The 18,017-nt window shown below is 53.1% G+C and carries 16 protein-coding genes and 2 pseudogenes; 8 read left to right on the top strand and 10 right to left on the bottom strand.

The genetic code is table 11. The features are described from left to right. The first annotated feature begins 43 nt into the window (after positions 1–43). Positions 44–805, top strand: a pseudogene (fucR, locus tag AM329_RS22320) (L-fucose operon activator). Here fucR and AM329_RS22315 read toward each other — a convergent pair. Continuing rightward, positions 795–2,342: a methyl-accepting chemotaxis protein gene (locus AM329_RS22315; RefSeq protein ID WP_003862469.1), complete on the bottom strand. Its 1,548-nt coding sequence runs from the start codon at positions 2,340–2,342 to the stop codon at positions 795–797. The pseudogene fucR and the gene AM329_RS22315 sit on opposite strands and share 11 nt — an antisense overlap. Before the next feature lie 152 nt (positions 2,343–2,494). On the opposite strand from AM329_RS22315, the gene AM329_RS22310 reads away from it, so the two are divergent. Continuing rightward, positions 2,495–3,535, top strand: a complete 1,041-nt coding sequence (locus AM329_RS22310) for an aldo/keto reductase (RefSeq protein ID WP_032610129.1) — start codon at positions 2,495–2,497, stop codon at positions 3,533–3,535. Between the two features lie 58 nt (positions 3,536–3,593). Here the strand turns inward: AM329_RS22310 and AM329_RS22305 are convergent, their stop codons facing one another. Both AM329_RS22305 and AM329_RS22300 read right to left on the bottom strand, forming a co-directional pair. Beyond that, positions 3,594–4,082: a TIGR00645 family protein gene (locus AM329_RS22305; RefSeq protein ID WP_003862473.1), complete on the bottom strand. Its 489-nt coding sequence runs from the start codon at positions 4,080–4,082 to the stop codon at positions 3,594–3,596. Positions 4,083–4,125: 43 nt separating this feature from the next. Further along, on the bottom strand, positions 4,126–4,629 hold the full coding sequence (locus AM329_RS22300) for an ESA_00282 family adhesion-associated protein (RefSeq protein WP_003862475.1): 504 nt from the start codon (positions 4,627–4,629) through the stop codon (positions 4,126–4,128). A gap of 102 nt (positions 4,630–4,731) precedes the next feature. Between AM329_RS22300 and AM329_RS22295 the strand changes: the two genes are divergently transcribed. Next, entirely contained in the window at positions 4,732–5,136 is a 405-nt protein-coding gene (locus AM329_RS22295; RefSeq protein ID WP_032610130.1) for a hypothetical protein, read from the top strand. A 1-nt stretch (position 5,137) separates the two neighbouring features. Further along, the gene (locus AM329_RS22290; RefSeq protein ID WP_003862479.1) at positions 5,138–5,563 is read left to right on the top strand and encodes a hypothetical protein; all 426 of its coding nucleotides are present in this window, start codon (positions 5,138–5,140) and stop codon (positions 5,561–5,563) included. Positions 5,564–5,643: 80 nt separating this feature from the next. On the opposite strand, the gene exbD is transcribed toward AM329_RS22290, so the two are convergent. Then, positions 5,644–6,069, bottom strand: coding sequence for a TonB system transport protein ExbD (exbD, locus tag AM329_RS22285; RefSeq protein WP_001251472.1), 426 nt, complete (start codon positions 6,067–6,069; stop codon positions 5,644–5,646). Between the two features lie 4 nt (positions 6,070–6,073). Then, on the bottom strand, positions 6,074–6,805 hold the full coding sequence (gene exbB, locus AM329_RS22280; RefSeq protein ID WP_003862482.1) for a tol-pal system-associated acyl-CoA thioesterase: 732 nt from the start codon (positions 6,803–6,805) through the stop codon (positions 6,074–6,076). 251 nt (positions 6,806–7,056) lie between these two features. Here exbB and metC point away from each other — a divergent pair, with 251 nt between their 5' ends. Together metC and yghB are read left to right on the top strand one after the other, a co-directional pair. Further along, a complete protein-coding gene (metC, locus tag AM329_RS22275; RefSeq protein ID WP_003862484.1) occupies positions 7,057–8,244 on the top strand; it encodes a cystathionine beta-lyase in 1,188 nt (395 codons plus the stop codon). 142 nt (positions 8,245–8,386) lie between these two features. After that, a complete protein-coding gene (gene yghB, locus AM329_RS22270; RefSeq protein ID WP_003862486.1) occupies positions 8,387–9,046 on the top strand; it encodes a DedA family general envelope maintenance protein YghB in 660 nt (219 codons plus the stop codon). A 43-nt stretch (positions 9,047–9,089) separates the two neighbouring features. Here the strand turns inward: yghB and AM329_RS22265 are convergent, their stop codons facing one another. Continuing rightward, positions 9,090–9,989, bottom strand: a complete 900-nt coding sequence (locus AM329_RS22265; protein WP_032660319.1) for an AraC family transcriptional regulator — start codon at positions 9,987–9,989, stop codon at positions 9,090–9,092. Positions 9,990–10,184: 195 nt separating this feature from the next. On the opposite strand from AM329_RS22265, the gene yqhD reads away from it, so the two are divergent. Further along, on the top strand, positions 10,185–11,348 hold the full coding sequence (gene yqhD, locus AM329_RS22260) for an alcohol dehydrogenase (RefSeq protein ID WP_003862492.1): 1,164 nt from the start codon (positions 10,185–10,187) through the stop codon (positions 11,346–11,348). A gap of 105 nt (positions 11,349–11,453) precedes the next feature. Beyond that, on the top strand, positions 11,454–12,281 hold the full coding sequence (gene dkgA / locus AM329_RS22255) for a 2,5-didehydrogluconate reductase DkgA (protein WP_003862493.1): 828 nt from the start codon (positions 11,454–11,456) through the stop codon (positions 12,279–12,281). Between the two features lie 86 nt (positions 12,282–12,367). Here the strand turns inward: dkgA and AM329_RS22250 are convergent. The 4 genes and pseudogenes from AM329_RS22250 to AM329_RS22235 form a co-directional block, all read right to left on the bottom strand. Beyond that, positions 12,368–13,378 (bottom strand): annotated as a pseudogene (locus tag AM329_RS22250) (radical SAM protein); the annotation flags it as partial. A gap of 114 nt (positions 13,379–13,492) precedes the next feature. Further along, the gene (locus tag AM329_RS22245) at positions 13,493–13,822 is read right to left on the bottom strand and encodes a hypothetical protein (protein ID WP_000140246.1); all 330 of its coding nucleotides are present in this window, start codon (positions 13,820–13,822) and stop codon (positions 13,493–13,495) included. Positions 13,823–14,026: 204 nt separating this feature from the next. Further along, entirely contained in the window at positions 14,027–16,741 is a 2,715-nt protein-coding gene (locus tag AM329_RS22240) for a P-loop NTPase fold protein (protein ID WP_157843391.1), read from the bottom strand. Positions 16,742–16,865: 124 nt separating this feature from the next. Further along, positions 16,866–18,016 (bottom strand): IS3 family transposase gene (locus AM329_RS22235; protein ID WP_087855188.1). Its coding sequence is split into 2 segments (ribosomal slippage): positions 16,866–17,758 and positions 17,758–18,016, totalling 1,152 coding nucleotides; the frame shifts between segments, so codons are not numbered across the junction. Position 18,017 lies beyond the last annotated feature (1 nt).

Genomic DNA, 18,017 nt, shown 5'->3' with positions numbered 1-18,017 from the left:
CGATGAGAAAAATGCGTCAGCACGCGTGCGCAAGGAGCCTCGTATGTCAGACCAGACGCTAAAAGCGACCCGACAGCAGAGCCTTATCACCCTGCTGAGTCAAAGCGACTGGCTGACTACCGAGGTGCTGGCTGAAAAGCTCTCCGTCAGCAAAGAGACGATCCGCCGGGATCTGAAGTCGTTGCAGCAGCAGGGGAAGCTTCTGCGCCAGCACGGGCGCGCGCGTCTGATTCACCCGGACAGCCGCGACAGCGGTGAACCCTTTGGCGCACGCCTGAAAAGCCATTATGCCGACAAAGCCGATATTGCCCGCCACGCGCTGGGCTGGATCAGCGAAGGGATGACCATCGCCCTCGACGCCAGCTCAACCTGCTTTCATCTGGCGCGCCAGTTGCCGGACATCGACCTCACCGTATTTACCAACAGCCTGCCTGTCTGCCACGAGATGGCAAAGCGCGAGCGGATCACGCTTATCTGCTCCGGCGGAACGCTTGAGCGTAAGTATCGCTGCTATGTTAATCCGGCGCTGGTGACGCAGCTAAAAGGGCTGGAGATCGATCTGTTTATCTTCTCGTGTGAAGGGGTCGATGAGCATGGCTTCTCTGGGATCCGTCCGAGCACAACGCGGGCTTTAAGGCGCTGCTGTTAAACCGCGCCAGCCAGTCGCTGCTACTGATCGACAAAAGTAAATTTATGCGGGCAAGCGAAGTGAAAATTGGTCAGCTGTCGCAGGTAACACAGATTATTCAGAGCGATAAACGTCAGGCCGCCAGAGACGGCCTGACACGATGAGGTTACGCGGTGAGACGGAATTTCTGCACTGAGCGCTGGAGTTCTTCGGTCTGCCGTTCCAGTGCGGCGGCGGCGGCGGAAACCTGCTCCACCAGCGAGGCGTTCTGCTGGGTCACGCCGTCCATCTGCGTGATGGCAACGCCGACCTGAGAAATTCCTTTGCTCTGCTCCTCTGACGCGGTGGCGATCTGCTTCATAATGACGGTCACTTCCGTCACGTCGCGCAGGATTGCTTCCATCGTGGTGCCGGTATCGTTCACCAGCTGCGCCCCCTGCTCCACGCGGGCAACGGAATCCGCAATCAGCCCTTCGATCTCTTTGGCCGCATTCGCGCTGCGGCTGGCCAGATTACGTACCTCACCCGCCACGACCGCAAAGCCTCGCCCCTGCTCCCCGGCCCGGGCGGCTTCCACCGCGGCGTTCAGCGCCAGAATATTAGTCTGGAAAGCGATGCTGTTGATAACGGTGGTGATTTCAGCGATTTTTTTCGAGCTGTCCGAAATGCCGCTCATGGTCGTAACCACATCTTCCACCAGCGACCCGCCGCGGCTGGCCGTGCTGGAGGCGACATCCGCAAGCTGGCTGGCCTGGCGCGCGCTTTCGGCGTTCAGCTTCACCGTTGCGGTAAGCTGCTCCATGCTGGCCGCGGTCTCTTCCAGCGCGGCGGCCTGCTCTTCGGTACGCGAAGAAAGATCGTTATTCCCGCTGGAGATCTCCGTTGCCCCGCGCCAGATATTCTCGCTGCCGGAACGAATCGTGCTGACCGCCTCCCGCAGGCTGTCCTGCATTGCACTCAGCAGCGGTACCAGTTGCCCCACGCAGTTGCGGCCCAAAGATTCAATCGGCTGGCTGAGGTCGCCCTGCGCAATCTGGCGGAACTGCTGACGGATACGATCCAGCGGTTTTACCAGTATCGCCACCAGGTAGCGGTCGGTGAAAAGCAGGATCAGCAGACCCACGATCGTGGCGGTGATAATTACCGTCCGGGTCATGCTGGTGAGGCCGTCGACCACCACGCGCGTGCTGTCGAGCGCCTTCGCCGCGGTATTGTTAAAGTTCTCAGCCGCTGACCCGAATGCACGGCTTAGCGGCGGCGTGACGTTGTTGGCATGCTGACGATAACCTTCGAGCGTCGCCTGCTTCGCCTGCGCCATCTGCGGTGTAACGCCCTGATCGAGCAGCGCCTGCCAGGTGGAAATCACCTGCGCAGACACCTTTTCATCCATCGGGCCCGGGGAGATAGCTTTCATCTCTGCCAGCTTTTTACTCATGTTATCCAGCGCCTGCTGAGCAGGAGCCAGGTCCGGCGTGCCGCCCGCCGCTTTAACTTCCATTGCCCGGCTCAGGCGGGTGACGAAACGGAAATACTGATCGTTGCCCTGGCTCAGCACCGTCATTTGCCGGACCAGCTGGCGGTCAACGTCATTACCATCAGAAACACGAGACAGAGACCAGGTGCTGTAAAGCCCCACGCCTGCCCACATGACACAAAAGATCCCCAGTATCGTCAGCATGACGAAACGGATGGTGAAATTACGAAGCATCTTCATTGAGTATTCCTTGCCGTGAGGGTGAATTCGCCCAGAGGCGAGTACTCCCCTCGTTATCGGCAGATACTGTAGAAAATATACTTTTTTCATTATCGAGTCGGCATAGAATGAAAACGTTGTTTCGAAAATTCACCGACAAGAAAGGAGACATCATGTCCTGGCACCCTTACACCGGCCGATACGAAAACATGCAGTACCGATACTGCGGCAAAAGCGGCCTGCGCTTACCGGCACTGTCGCTGGGCCTGTGGCACAGCTTCGGTCACGTTCAGCCGCTCGATTCCCAGCGCGCGCTGCTGCGTAAGGCCTTCGATCTCGGCATTACCCACTTTGACCTTGCCAACAACTACGGCCCCCCTCCGGGCAGCGCTGAAGAGAATTTTGGCCGCCTGCTGCGGGAGGATTTTGCCGGCTATCGTGACGAGCTGATCATCTCCACCAAAGCGGGCTACGACATGTGGCCAGGACCGTATGGTTCGGGCGGTTCACGTAAGTACCTGCTCGCCAGCCTCGACCAGAGCCTGAACCGCATGGGTGTGGAGTATGTGGATATTTTCTATTCTCACCGCGTAGACGAAAACACGCCGATGGAAGAGACCGCCGCCGCGCTGGCACACGCGGTGCAGAGCGGAAAAGCGCTGTATGTCGGCATTTCGTCTTACTCCACGGAACGCACGGCGGCGATGACCAAATTGCTGCGCGAGTGGAAGATCCCGCTTTTGATCCACCAGCCGTCTTACAACCTGCTTAACCGCTGGGTCGACAAGACCGGCCTGCTGGACGCGCTGGAGAAAAACGGAACGGGCTGTATCGCCTTTACCCCGCTGGCACAGGGCCTGCTCACCGGAAAATACCTGAACGGCATTCCGGACGGTTCACGTATGCAGCGCGAAGGGAAAAAAGTGCGCGGCCTGACGGAGAAAATGCTGACGGAAGCCAACCTGAGCAGCCTTCGTCTGCTGAACGAGATGGCGCACGCGCGCGGGCAGACGATGGCGCAGATGGCGCTAAGCTGGTTGTTGAAAGATGAGCGTGTAACGTCGGTACTGATTGGCGCGAGCCGCCCGGAGCAGCTGGAAGAGAACGTTCAGGCGCTGAATAACCTGCGCTTTAGCGAAGATGAACTGATGCGGATTGACCAGCACGTTGCGGATGGTGAGCTGAATTTGTGGCAGGCGTCGTCGGATAAATAGTGCGGCCTGCTGCCCTTACCACGCCCCCTCTCCCACAGGGAGAGGGGGCGTGGTGAATTTATTTCTTACTGATCTTATCCAGATACCCCATCACAAACGCCGACAGCACAAACGTCAGGTGGATAATCACATACCACATCAGCTTATTATCCGGGACGTTTTTCGCGTCCATAAAGACGCGTAACAGGTGAATAGACGAAATTGCAACAATCGACGCCGCGACTTTATTCTTCAGCGATGAGGCGTCCATTTTCCCCAGCCAGCTGAGCTTTTCTTTGTGCTCGGCGATATCAAGCTGAGAGACGAAATTCTCATAACCGGAGAACATCACCATCACCAGTAATCCTCCCACCAACGTCATATCTACCAGCGACAGTAGAACCAGAATCAAATCGGCTTCTGCCACGGAGAAAATGTTTGGCAGGACGTGGAATATCTCCTGAAAGAACTTAATCGTCAGGGCGACCAGCGCCAGGGAGAGACCAAAATAGACGGGTGCGAGCAGCCAGCGAGAGGCATACATTGCGTTTTCAAAGAAGCGTTCCATAAAATCCTGTCTGCAAACGAAACCAGCGCTGAGTATATCTCAACTATACCTCGTTGGGATCTACATCCGGACGCGCATACTCCGGCCAGACCAGCGCGACCAGTTCCGGGTAGGCTTCCAGGCTAAACTCACGAAAACACTGGCGCAGATTTAATACATCTAAATCGGAGTACGACACCTTCTCGCCATTCAGACAGCGCTTTTTGATATTGTCGTAATATTTATAGACCGCCGAATTAAGGTCGCTACAGCGGCGCTGCGCGTCGAACAGGCCGGGCGTATCATTAATTTCGGCCATTTTCATTCGCTTAATTGTCGCATGGAGGAAATCGATATATTCGTGATTTACTCGCCAGTACCAGACCGGCGTCACGGCGTTCATCAATACGGAGAAATGATCTTCCCCCTCCTCTTTCGACATCAATTCAGGCTGCGGCGGTTCACTGACGTCTTTTGACACTTTCGTTTTATTGAACTCTTGCATCAATAAAAGCACGCCAGCGGTCAGTAATAGTAACGTTATGACCGTGAAGAAAATGCTGTTCATGGGTAGGCTCCATTTTTTTTGATTTTAAAATTGCCTCATGATATTGTCAACGAATCTCACCCTTTTTCCAACCCCACCCTTTTGAAATTAAAGGAAATTAAAATGCTGCCCGACAATCTTGTCCCGGCAAAGTACCACATTACGCCTGTGGAACAGCCTTCGACGGAAGCAGATAAAGAGGCGAATTTCACTCAAGGAAAAAGAAAACTCTCCGACTATGAAGCCGACATATTAATTGGTGTTACACGCACTGGCAAATCCCGTAATATGGTGCTGGAAGAGCACGATCGCCATTTAAAAGAGCGTTTATTTCGCGCGATCAAGATTGAAGCCTTAGTTCATCTGCTGAATGATTTACAGGCCGAAGGGGAAATAGACGCCCAGACGCTAAGTCAAATAATGGTCGGGAAAACGCAGCAAATAAATGAAGCCGGCAATGAAATTTGGCTTAATTTAATTACGCGTGAAAAAAACAATCCCATTTTTTATAACCTGGGGGAAGATTAACGTGAATGATGATAGCGGCAATAACGTTTATTTGACTTTAGATGATAAAAAAAGCGATGAATTTATCTTAAAGCAGAATCTCGACGCCCTGAAAAAGATAAAAAATGACGAGATGACGCGAATTACGCAGGATTTGGTTTCGATTCCGGCCACGCTGGTACGCCTGAAATGGCAGAACCGTCGGGAGATTTACGCCTTGCAGGCCAAGGAGGAGATTTACGGCGCAGTGATGAACGCCATTATTGAGCAGCGTCCTGAGCTTAAAGAGAAGATCCTCGGGCGACTGGAGGCGAACTATCAGTACCTGCTGGCACGCGAGACAGCCACCCTGCGCCTGACCCGTAAACTCTCGGAAGGCAATTACCGTACATCAAACGTGACCTGTGTGGCGCTTGATGAAGAGGCGCCGACGGCGCCTTCAGAGTGAGACAACAATGATTGTTGCGGAATGCAGGCCGGGTAATGCGACGCCGCCACCCGGCAGGCAAGGCTGCAAGAGCCTTCGTTTTACTTCGCGGCCGCTTTCTCTTCGCCGACCAGACCAATCTTCAGGTATCCCGCCTGATGCAGCGTGTCCATTACCTTCATCATGGTTTCATAATCGACGGTTTTATCCGCGCGGAAGAAGACGGTGGTGTCTTTCTTGCCGCCGGTGAGCTGGTCCAGCGCCGGAATAACCGAGGCATCCGTTACCGGATCGTTGCCCAGGAACATGGACTTATCGGCCTTCACGGACAGGTAGATAGGCTTTTCCGGACGCGGTTGCGGCTGGCTGGAGGACGCAGGCAGATTCACCTTCACGTCCACCGTCGCCAGCGGTGCGGCAACCATAAAGATAATCAGCAGAACCAGCATGACGTCGATAAACGGCGTCACGTTGATCTCATGCATTTCACCGTTATCGTCCAGATTTTCATTAAGACGCATTGCCATACAATCAACCTACGCGCAGTTTGGACGCCGCATGAACCGGTTTAACGGCGCTGGCGTTCAGGTCCAGATCGCGGCTTTGCAGCAGCAGAACCTGCGCGGCAACGTCACCCAGTGTGGCTTTGTAACTGCCAATCATGCGCGCGAAGATATTATAGATAACAACCGCCGGGATAGCGGCAACCAGACCGATAGCCGTTGCCAGCAGCGCTTCTGCGATACCCGGCGCGACGACCGCAAGGTTAGTGGTCTGCGTCTGGGCGATACCGATAAAGCTGTTCATGATGCCCCAGACGGTACCGAACAGGCCGACGAACGGGGAGATAGCGCCGATAGTCGCCAGGTAGCCGTTACCGCGGCCCATATGACGACCCACGGCCGCAACGCGACGCTCCAGACGGAAGCCGGTACGCTCTTTAATGCCTTCGTTATCTTCACTGCCTGCGGAGAGTTCCAGCTCGTTCTGCGCTTCGTTCACTAACAGGGTAGTCAGGCTTTTCGCATGGAAGGATGAGGTGATATCAGAAGCCTGATCCAGAGAACGGGCTTCCGCCAGCTGCTTCTGCTCACGCTTGAGGCGGCGTTTTTGTGAAAGAAGTTCGGCGCTCTTGCTGAAGAAGATAGCCCAGGTGATCACGGACGCCAGAATCAGGCCGATCATCACAATCTTAACTACGATGTCAGCATGTTGATACATGCCCCAAACGGAGAGATCCGTCTGCATCAAATTATTACCCACTCTGTATCTCCAGGACGCAAATCACAAAATCTGAACGTAATAATATCAAAACGTCGTCGAATTGATAGTAGTTCTCATTAGTATTTACATAGTGCCGTAATTTTCGCTCACTTTCCTTGCGCTTACGCAGTAAAAATTTCTTATGCGAATTTTTGATAATATTTTCTGCTTATTCGATAAGCATCCGGATGCACATTCTGACAATCGTGGTAGTCTGGACGTCCAGACGTATAAAAATAGGGTTAGCGAACATGACTAAAAAGCAGCTTGAGACCACGCTGGTGCAGGCAGGACGCAGTAAGAAATACACTCAGGGCTCGGTCAACAGCGTGATCCAGCGCGCCTCCTCGCTGGTGTTTGATACCGTTGAAGATAAAAAAATCGCTACGCGTAATCGCGCGAAGGGCGGGCTATTTTACGGTCGTCGTGGCACGTTAACCCATTTCTCGTTGCAGGAAGCCATGTGCGAACTGGAGGGCGGCGCGGGCTGCGCGCTGTTCCCGTGCGGCGCGGCGGCGGTCGCCAATACCATTCTGGCGTTTGTGGAACAGGGTGACCACGTCCTGATGACCAATACCGCTTACGAGCCAAGCCAGGACTTCTGCACCAAAATACTCAGCAAGCTCGGCGTCACCACCAGCTGGTTCGATCCGCTGATTGGGGCCGGTATTGCCGGGCTTATTCAGCCCAACACGCGCGTTGTGTTCCTGGAATCTCCCGGCTCCATCACCATGGAAGTGCATGACGTCCCGGCCATCGTGAAGGCGGTGCGCAGCATAGCGCCGGAAGCGATCATCATGATCGACAACACCTGGGCGGCAGGTGTGCTGTTTAAAGCCCTGGAATTTGACATCGATATCTCCATTCAAGCGGCGACCAAATACCTGATTGGCCATTCCGACGGCATGATCGGTACGGCGGTATCTAACGCCCGCTGCTGGGATCAATTGCGTGAAAACGCCTACCTGATGGGCCAGATGGTGGATGCCGATACCGCCTACATGACCAGCCGGGGCATCCGTACGCTCGGCGTGCGTCTGCGTCAGCATCACGAAAGCAGCCTGCAAATTGCACAGTGGCTGGCGCTGCATCCGCAGGTGGAGCGCGTTAACCATCCGGCGCTGCCGGGCAGCAAAGGCCATGAATACTGGCAACGTGACTTTACGGGCAGCAGCGGGTTGTTCTCATTTGTACTTAAAAAGCGCCTGAATGACGCCGAACTGGCAAGCTATCTGGATAACTTTACCCTCTTCAGCATGGCCTATTCATGGGGTGGGTTTGAATCGCTGATCCTGCCCAACCAGCCGGAGCAGATTGCGGCCCTGCGCCCGGGCGGCGAGGTGGACTTCGAAGGGACCTTAATCCGCCTGCATATCGGGCTGGAAAATGTGGACGATTTAATTGCGGATTTATCGGCAGGATTTGAGCGCATCGTGTAAAGTGCTGACTGAAATGTACTCCCCGGACGCAATTCTGAACACCGCAAGCAGAAAAGTCTGTATGAGATGCGCCTGCGATCAACCCCGACAGGCAAAATTGGGAGTACAATAGCGTTATATCTGCTGTTCCACAGGAAAGTCCATGGCTGTTATTCAAAATATCATCACGGCGCTCTGGCAACACGATTTTGCCGCGCTGGCGGACCCGCATGTCGTCGGGATTGTCTATTTCGTGATGTTCGCGACGCTGTTTCTGGAAAATGGACTACTGCCAGCCTCATTTTTACCCGGCGACAGCCTGCTCCTGCTCGCAGGGGCGTTGATCGGCAAGGGCGTGATGGACTTCGCACCGACAATGGTGATCCTCACCTCTGCGGCCAGTCTCGGCTGTTGGCTGAGCTACCTGCAAGGGCGCTGGCTTGGAAACACCCGCGTGGTGAAAGGCTGGCTGGCACAGCTGCCGCATAAATATCACCAGCGCGCCACCTGCATGTTTGACCGCCACGGCCTGCTGGCGTTACTTGCCGGGCGTTTTCTGGCGTTTGTTCGCACCCTGTTGCCTACCATGGCGGGTATTTCAGGCCTCCCTAACCGCCGCTTCCAGTTCTTCAACTGGCTGAGCGCTCTGCTCTGGGTGGGCGTAGTCACCACGCTCGGCTACGCGCTGAACATGATCCCGTTTGTTAAGCGCCATGAAGACCAGGTGATGACGTTCCTGATGGTGCTGCCGATCTTCCTGCTGGTTGCGGGCCTGGTCGGCACAATCGCGGTGGTGATTAAGAAGAAGTATTGCAGCGCCTGATACCCCATCCTGATTCTCTTCCCGCGGGGAGAGAATCAAAAGCCTAAGCGCCCTGCATCGTTCTGATGCGCGACGCATCCTCCCCCGGCGTGACGCCGAAGTAGCGCTTAAACTCCCGACTAAACTGCGACGCGCTTTCATACCCAACCCGCATCGCCGCGGCGCTGGCCTTCATGCCATCGTGGATCATCAGCATCCGCGCCTTATGTAGACGGTAGGTTTTGAGGTACTGCAACGGCGACGTGCTGGTGACGGATTTAAAGTTATGGTGAAACGCCGAGACGCTCATGTTGGCTTCCGCCGCCAGCTGGTCAACGCTGAGGTTTTCCGTGTACTGGCTCTCAATGCGCTTGAGCACGCGGCTAATCAGGCTAAAGTGCGTCTGGCGGCTTACCAGTGCCAGCAGCGCCCCGCCGCCCGGCCCGAGCAGCACATGGTAAAGAATTTCGCGGATAATCTGCTTTCCGAGAATACGCGCATCCAGCGGCCTTTCCATCACGTCTAACAGGCGTTCAATCGCGCAGAGAATTTCCTCCGATAGGGTCGCGGAGTTGATACCGCTTGCCGCCATCGACGGCCGGAAAAGTTCGTCCTCCCCAATATCCATCAGCAGCTCCTGCAACTGGAGGATGTCGACGTTGACGCGGATCCCGGCCAGCGGCACCTCCTCTGTCGCGAAAGTTTCACATTCGAAGGGTAAAGGTACTGTCAGAAGCAGATATTCATTGGTGTCGTAACGGAACACGCGCTCATTGATATAGCCAATCTTATGGCCAGAAAAGAGAAACACGATGCCGGGCTGATACATCACCGGGGTGCGCGTCCCGGGCTGGGTACCGTACAGCAATCGAATATCCGGCAACAGCTCAGCCGAATCATTTCCGTTATCAATCAGTCTTTTAATCTGCGACGTTAGCTGGCGGCAGATGGCATCACGGTTCATTTTCAGTTACTCCGGGTACGGTTTCCGACGCTGACAGTGTGCGCATTTTCTTACCGTTTCTCCAGCGCGCTGTAGAAATGGGCAAGACATCGGCAGGAATGTGCATTGAGAGGATAGCGCCTGCCCGCCACAATGAGCAGCATCAGGTTGCCTTCTGCGCCACCACGATTTTTTACCCACTACAGGGAACAAGCCATGAACAACTTTAATCTTCATACCCCAACCCGCATTCTGTTTGGTAAAAACGCTATCGCTGACCTGCGCGCGCAAATCCCGACGGACGCCCGCGTCCTGATTACCTACGGCGGCGGCAGCGTGAAAAAAACCGGCGTACTGGATCAGGTGTACAGCGCTCTGGAAGGTCTGGACGTGCGCGAGTTCGGCGGTATCGAGCCTAACCCGTCTTATGAAACGCTGATGAACGCGGTAAAAATCGCCCGCGAGGAGCAGATCACCTTCCTGCTGGCGGTGGGCGGCGGTTCCGTGCTGGACGGCACCAAATTCATCGCGGCGGCGGCCCATTACGCTGACGGCATCGACCCGTGGCATATTCTGGAAACGGGCGGCAGCGACATCAGCAGTGCGATCCCGATGGGCTCCGTGCTGACGCTGCCGGCCACCGGATCAGAGTCCAACAAAGGCGCGGTCATCTCCCGTAAAACCACCGGTGACAAGCAGGCCTTTATGAACGAACACGTTCAGCCCGTGTTCGCGATCCTCGATCCGGTTTACACCTATACCCTGCCTGCGCGTCAGGTGGCGAACGGCGTGGTCGACGCCTTTGTTCACACCGTTGAGCAGTACGTTACTTACCCGGTAAACGCCAAAATTCAGGATCGTTTCGCGGAAGGCATTCTGCTGACGCTGATTGAAGAAGGTCCGAAAGCGCTGAAAGAGCCTGAAAACTACGACGTGCGTGCCAACGTGATGTGGGCAGCCACCCAGGCGCTGAACGGCCTGATCGGCGCAGGCGTGCCGCAGGACTGGGCTACCCACATGCTCGGCCACGAGCTGACGGCGATGCACGGCCTGGATCACGCCCAGACGCTGGCGGTGGTTCTGCCTGCGCTGTGGAACGAAAAACGTGACGCTAAACGCGCCAAACTGCTCCAGTACGCCGAACGCGTGTGGAACATCACCGACGGTTCCGACGATGCGCGTATCGATGCCGCGATTGAAGCCACCCGTCACTTCTTTGAAAGCCTGGGCGTGCCAACGCGTCTCTCTGGCTACGGCCTGGACGGCAGCTCCATCCCTGCCCTGCTGGCGAAACTGGAAGCACACGGTATGACGCAGATCGGCGAGCATGGCGACATCACCCTTGACGTCAGCCGTCGTATTTACGAAGCGGCACGCTAAGCGTTTTTAGGATCCTGACTTTCGTTTTTTGACATTTCGTCCAGACTTAATGCACATCACATCGTCGGAGGTTCCCTCCGGCGATGAGCACCTGAAGGAGGAAAAATGGCAAACCAAACCGTAATCAAGCTACAGGACGGCAACGTGATGCCCCAGCTGGGGCTAGGTGTATGGAAAGCCGGTAACGACGAGGTCGTCTCCGCCATTCATAAAGCCCTGGAAGTCGGCTATCGGTCCATCGATACCGCCGCCGCCTATAAAAACGAGGACGGCGTGGGAAAAGCGCTTGCCAGCGCCGGCGTTCCCCGGGATGAGCTTTTCATCACCACCAAGCTGTGGAACGACGATCAAAAGCGTCCCCGCGAAGCGTTGCAGGAGAGTCTGGAGAAACTCCAGCTCGATTTCGTCGATCTTTATCTCATGCACTGGCCGGTACCGGCTATCGACCATTACGTTGATGCCTGGAAAGGGATGATTGAACTGCAAAAAGAGGGGCTGATAAAAAGCATCGGCGTCTGTAATTTCCAGGTTCATCATCTGCAACGCCTGATTGATGAAACGGGCGTCGCGCCGGTGATTAACCAGATTGAGCTGCACCCGCTGATGCAGCAGCGCCAGCTTCATTCATGGAACGCCACGCACAAGATCCAGACCGAATCCTGGAGCCCGCTGGCCCAGGGCGGCGAAGGGGTGTTTGACCAGAAAATCATCCGTGAACTGGCGGATAAGTACGGTAAAACCCCGGCGCAGATCGTCATTCGCTGGCATCTGGATAGCGGTCTGGTGGTGATCCCGAAATCGGTCACGCCATCGCGTATCGCCGAGAACTTCGACGTCTGGGATTTCCGCCTGGATAAAGACGAGCTGGGTGAAATTGCGAAGCTGGATCAGGGCAAGCGGCTTGGGCCGGACCCGGATCAGTTTGGCGGGTAATCCCCTCACCCTGCCCTCTCCCCGGAGGGGAGAGGGTTAGACCTGTAGACCCGGTAAGCGCAGCGCCACCGGGTATTGTTACAGGTTTAACCGGTCTTACGTTTTACGTTCTTCTTCGTTCCCGCAACACCATTCGAACGCTGATGCGCAATCGGGGTATGTTTGGTCAGCGCCGGGCGCGTGTTGCGGTTCTGGCGGCGCGCTTCGCGCATCTCTTCCAGCGTTGGCGCAGGCACCAGGCAATCACGACGCGAGCCGATCAGGTGCTTTTTCCCCATCTCTTCCAGCGCCTGACGGATCAGCGGCCAGTTTTTCGGATCGTGATAGCGCAGCAGCGCTTTATGCAGACGGCGCTGTTTATCCCCTTTCGGCACCACCACGTCTTCGCTCTTATAACCAATCTTACTCAGCGGGTTTTTGCCGGTGTAATACATGGTCGTCGAGTTGGCGAGCGGCGACGGGTAGAAGTTCTGCACCTGATCCAGACGGAATCGACGCTGCTTCAGCCACAGCGCCAGGTTCACCATGTCTTCATCACGGGTGCCGGGGTGTGCGGAGATGAAGTATGGGATCAGATACTGCTCTTTCCCCGCCTGTTTTGAATAGGTATCAAACAGCTGTTTAAAGCGGTCATAGCTGCCCATGCCCGGCTTCATCATTTTGGACAGCGGGCCTTCTTCGGTGTGCTCCGGGGCGATCTTCAGATAACCGCCAACGTGGTGCGTCGCCAGCTCTTTGATGTAGCGCGGATCTTCCACCGCAATGTCGTAACGCACGCCGGAGGCGATCAGGATCTTCTTGATGCCTTTCAGGTCACGGGCGCGACGGTAAAGGTTGATCGTCGGCTCGTGGTTGGTGTCCATATGCTCGCAAATGCTCGGATAGACGCAGGAGAGACGACGGCAGGTCTGCTCGGCGCGCGGCGATTTACAGCGCAGCATGTACATGTTGGCCGTTGGACCACCCAGATCGGAGATCACACCGGTAAAGCCCGGCACCGTGTCGCGAATGGCTTCGATCTCGTTAACAATCGACTCTTCGGAACGGCTCTGAATAATACGGCCTTCGTGTTCGGTGATCGAACAGAGCGAGCACCCTATAATTCTGATCATTTAGAAATTTTTTTGCGTTTAAAATCAATGAATTGAAAGATTTCATTTTTCTAAGTCTGATAAAACAGATGAAAACCCAACTGACTATACTCATAAAACTCAATCTTTGCGCTGCTGTACGATACCAGTAATTACAGGCGCCGAGTTTAACATCATGAAAAGTAGCCCAATAATGAATGACGCAACGCCAGCTGCGGTGCCTAACTTCTGACTGAACACCATTGAAACAAAGTACATATTTGGGATAAAAACGGACATAGCAATCACGAAAAGTAACTTATTCAGATAATTATTTATTCGGGTCTTAACCTCAACTCTATCATAAAAAGCCATCGAAACGTAAGCAGTTATCAGTGAATAAAAAGACCATGTCATATAGTTAACCGATTCATTAAATGCCTCTCGCAAAAGCAAAGCACTTTCTGTCATTCCCTACCTCATTAAATCAATAGAAAATAAATCTGAATAATTTATTTTTAAAAGAAAAGAACACAACATAACTTCAGTAGTTATGATTAATCCCTGAATGATTATTTCTTAGCAAGATATAACATGCTTAATGTATATCAGGCAATAAAAAAACTCCCAAAGACCACCGCTGTGGTCTTCAGGTATAGGATTTAAAGAACGAACTCAGTCCGGAAACGTATCACTATCTTCTGTAACGTCCGCTTTCTCTGGTAACATTCTGTTTTTAATATACTGTGAATTCCTGCAGATGAGAGGAAAAATCTCCGAGTTATTCATTATACAACTCGTTGCCGTACGGGCGTCCTCCGGAGACCATGATGAAAATGAAAACGTCTGACGGTCAAGCCATTGAGACAATAATACATTATCAACAGAAGCGCTAAACAGCGCCGCAATAGCCCTGCGTTCAACGGCCTTCTCAGGTTCAATAAACGACAACTCATTATGAAAACGGGTAATAATCGCAATACGGCTGTCAATACGAATATGTCTTTCAAGTAAGACATCGTGCAACTCATCAAGTACAGTCTCTCTCTGGGTATCGTCGAGGCAAGACCACAGGAAATGAATGTTCTCGGCATTTGTGACAACGTCTGGCTCTGCATCACGGAACCATGATGCAAAGATACCCACACTACCTTCCATCCGGATATGCTGCCCCTGAAGTTGCATTTGTTCAAGGATAAAGCGCATGTTCACAGGAAGAACCGTAAAACACTCAATAAGCCTTTCAGAAGAACTAAATACTCCACATGCCAGGGCGTTCAGCTTTTTCTTCAAAATATCAAACTGCTCACCTGACTGATATACGTCATGGAGAAATACTGGACCCATAGCATTCACATCAGACTCAATTATTTTCTCTGACAGTGCTTTTTGACGCTCTCGCACAAATATTAAAAGAGAGGTTGCATTTGTAGCTTCTTTGATGACGTCATACTGACCTTTAACAAAGCTCAGGACAGGTATATTCACCAGAAGACCTAAATCAACAATCCTGCCAACAGCATTTTTGATGTACGGCAGAACATTTTTATCCTTAAGTGCTATAAAGATACTCTCGGCAGTACGTAGATAACGAAGATATGCAGCCAAAGCCAGGTCAAACCGTTCCTCACCAATATGTTCACTGTACGACTCGATACCGGCATAGTTACCATGGAGCACCATGTGAGCAACAGCCTGTGCAGCAAATTCCGCAGGGAAGAGATTCCTCGTCGCCGTATTATTAAGATAATATTGATTTAAAACATTATTATTCCAGTCCGGGCTCAGAACAATTTTTCTGAAATGGATAACGTCCTCAACAACCTGACGATTTTTAAGCGTCATTATTGCAGAGCTAACCTGAGCCCCACCTGTACCATCATTCTTTCCAATTACGTTCTGTACCGCCTTCGATGCAATATTGATATGCCGGATAATTCCCGGATTAAAAAGGTCTATCTGAGGTTGCTCAGCTCCATAGCGTAACATCTCCTCCCGACCGTGATTTCCGATATCTAGTGTGCCAATTTTCAGGTTTGACAAGGTCTCTTCATTATTGACAAGGTATTCCACATAAAATACGCCATCTACAAAATTCTCCATTTTATTCAGTAGTGATTCACCGGCCAGAACAGAGTATGAATCAGCTTCCTGCAGCAACGTCTGCGTGGATTCAGCCTCCAATTTTTCTGAATCCTGAATTTCATCAAGTTTACTCACAATAAACGATATTTGCCTTTCGACGAAAGGCTCTAGGCTTATCCGCCCGTCAGCCATCAGTTTCTGCAGACTCAATACGAAACCTTCATCATTCTTTTCTCTGAGTGAAACAGCATAACTCTGATTCAGCATTTGCACTGCGACTTTGAGTTGCGGTTCGGCGAGAGCCTGACACTTCTCATCCATCCGGCTATAAGAAACCAGCCAGTCTCGCATCTGAATATGTGGTGCCACTCGCTGCCATGCTTCAGCGAAACCCCACAAGGCCGTCAGTTCTTCAAGCCGTGGGATATTTATAGCACCAATCGCGTCTTTAAGAGGCGTATCAAGCAACTCGCTCCTGGCAAGCTCCACCGTGGACTGATAGTGGATGCTCATCAGAAATTCGCTCCATCTTTCTGTATCGTTATTAAAAATTCGGGATATTTGTTGATAAGTTAGCGAGAGCATCTCGTCAAAATCATCCGGAGCAATACCGGGTTCGGTCTGACTAGCTTTGGGATCGCGAAGTAATACTTTAATATCTCGCTCCCCGTATCTGACCACCAGTAAGTAGAGAGCAATAAGAATATGGCGATGATCTTCTGTTGCAGGAACGGTAAGGTTCAGAATATGAATATCATTAACAAACTTCTTCATTAATCGCGGTGTGATACGAGGATACTCAGAGGGTTTCCAGCGCTCAAGCAACACCGTTGCTTCCCGGCACGCTATCCCTGCATCCTCATTTACTGTTTCTTTCCAGTACTGCCTTAACGCTTCCTGCCATCCTGCCGAAATAAGAGGAGGAACCTGAAAACTTACAGGAATCCGCTTTGCAATAAACTCACGCCCGCTGAAACCCGCCACAGAAAGTGAGGCTGAAACCTGTCTTGCCGAATAGGGCACCACTATCCTGAAGTGTTCATGAGTGGCTCCGGCAATAAGCTCCATATCACTCCAGAGCTCTTTCACTTTGTCTGCACTGATTCGGTCCAGATTATCAATGATAAGGATGAAGCGATCTCCATGGGAAATGACCTCTTTGGAGGTAAATCCCTGCAGAGCTTCAGCCAGCTCAATAGCTCCGACCTCCTTATTAACTAGCCAAGTCTCTTCAATCCTGTCAGTACTGTTGCGTTTGAACAAATCACCAATACTCGAATACCCTTTCTTTCTGTACCATTCCATGTTCTGCAGGCATGCCAGTCCTGCGACCATAATGGCAGGAGAAAGAAACGCGGCCACCTCAACATAAAAAAGCCACCCTAATAATGACTCCTTGTGATCCTACCCACGTAATGTGGACACGGCCCTAAGCGAGGTTCTGGTTTTCAAATTGTTCGGGACTGAGTCCGCCACAGGCACTGTGTCGGCGCCACCGATTGTAATCACACTCGATATAATTAAACACCGTCATCCGCATGATTTCCCGGCTGATAAGGCGTTCCCCGTGGATACATTCCACCTTCAGCGAGTGGAAGAAGCTTTCCGCGCAGGCATTGTCGTAACAACATCCTTTGGCACTCATGCTACCGTGCAGATTATGCCGCTTCAGTAACGCCAGATAGTCTGCCGAACAGTACTGCCCGCCTCTGTCCGTATGCACGATGACATTTTCCGGGCGCTTACGTCGCCAGAGTGCCATCTGTAGCGCATCGCAGGCCAGCTGCGCTGTCATCCGCGACGACATCGACCAGCCGATGACAGCACGGGACCACAGGTCAATGACCACCGCCAGGTACAACCAGCCTTCGTCCGTGCGCAAGTACGTGATGTCACCCGCCCACTTCTGATTCGGGCCACTCGCGTAAAAATCCTGTTTCAGCAGATTTTCAGACACCGGCAGGCCATGTTCGCGGTATCGGACCGGGCTGAACTTCCGGGCCGCTTTTGCGCGAAGCCCCTGACGCCGCAGGCTGGCGGCAATGGTTTTGACGTTGTACTCAGGCAGTTCGTCAGCGAGACGAGGCGCACCATAACGCTGTTTTGCCTCAGTGAATGCCTGACGGACAGCAGTATCACAGACGAGCCGGAACTGCTGACGTGGTGTTATCTGCTGACGACGCAGACGCCACGCATACCAGCCGCTACGGGCGACCCGCAGTACCCGGCATATGGCTTTGACGCTGAACTCAGCCCGATGTTTTTCAATAAAGACATACTTCATTTCAGGCGCTTCGCGAAGTATGTCGCGGCCTTTTGGAGAATGGCCAGCTCCTCTGCCTGTTCCGCCAGTTGGCGCTTAAGACGGGCAATTTCAACGGACATTTCCTGCTCACGTTCGGAAGAGCTGCGGGCATTGTTAATCTTACTGCGCCATGCGTAGAGCTGGGATTCGTACAGGCTGAGTTCCCGGGCAGCGGCAGCAACACCGATACGTTCCGCAAGCTTCAGGGCTTCGTTGCGGAATTCAGGCGTGTACTGTTTGCGGGGCTTCTTACTGGTTGATGCTGGTTTTGTCATG

Source organism: Enterobacter cloacae complex sp. AR_0002, assembly GCF_001922365.1.
Classification (GTDB): Bacteria; Pseudomonadota; Gammaproteobacteria; order Enterobacterales; family Enterobacteriaceae; genus Enterobacter; species Enterobacter hormaechei_C.
Note: the sequence above shows the minus strand (reverse complement) of the source record. Positions and strands in the feature narration are given on the sequence as shown.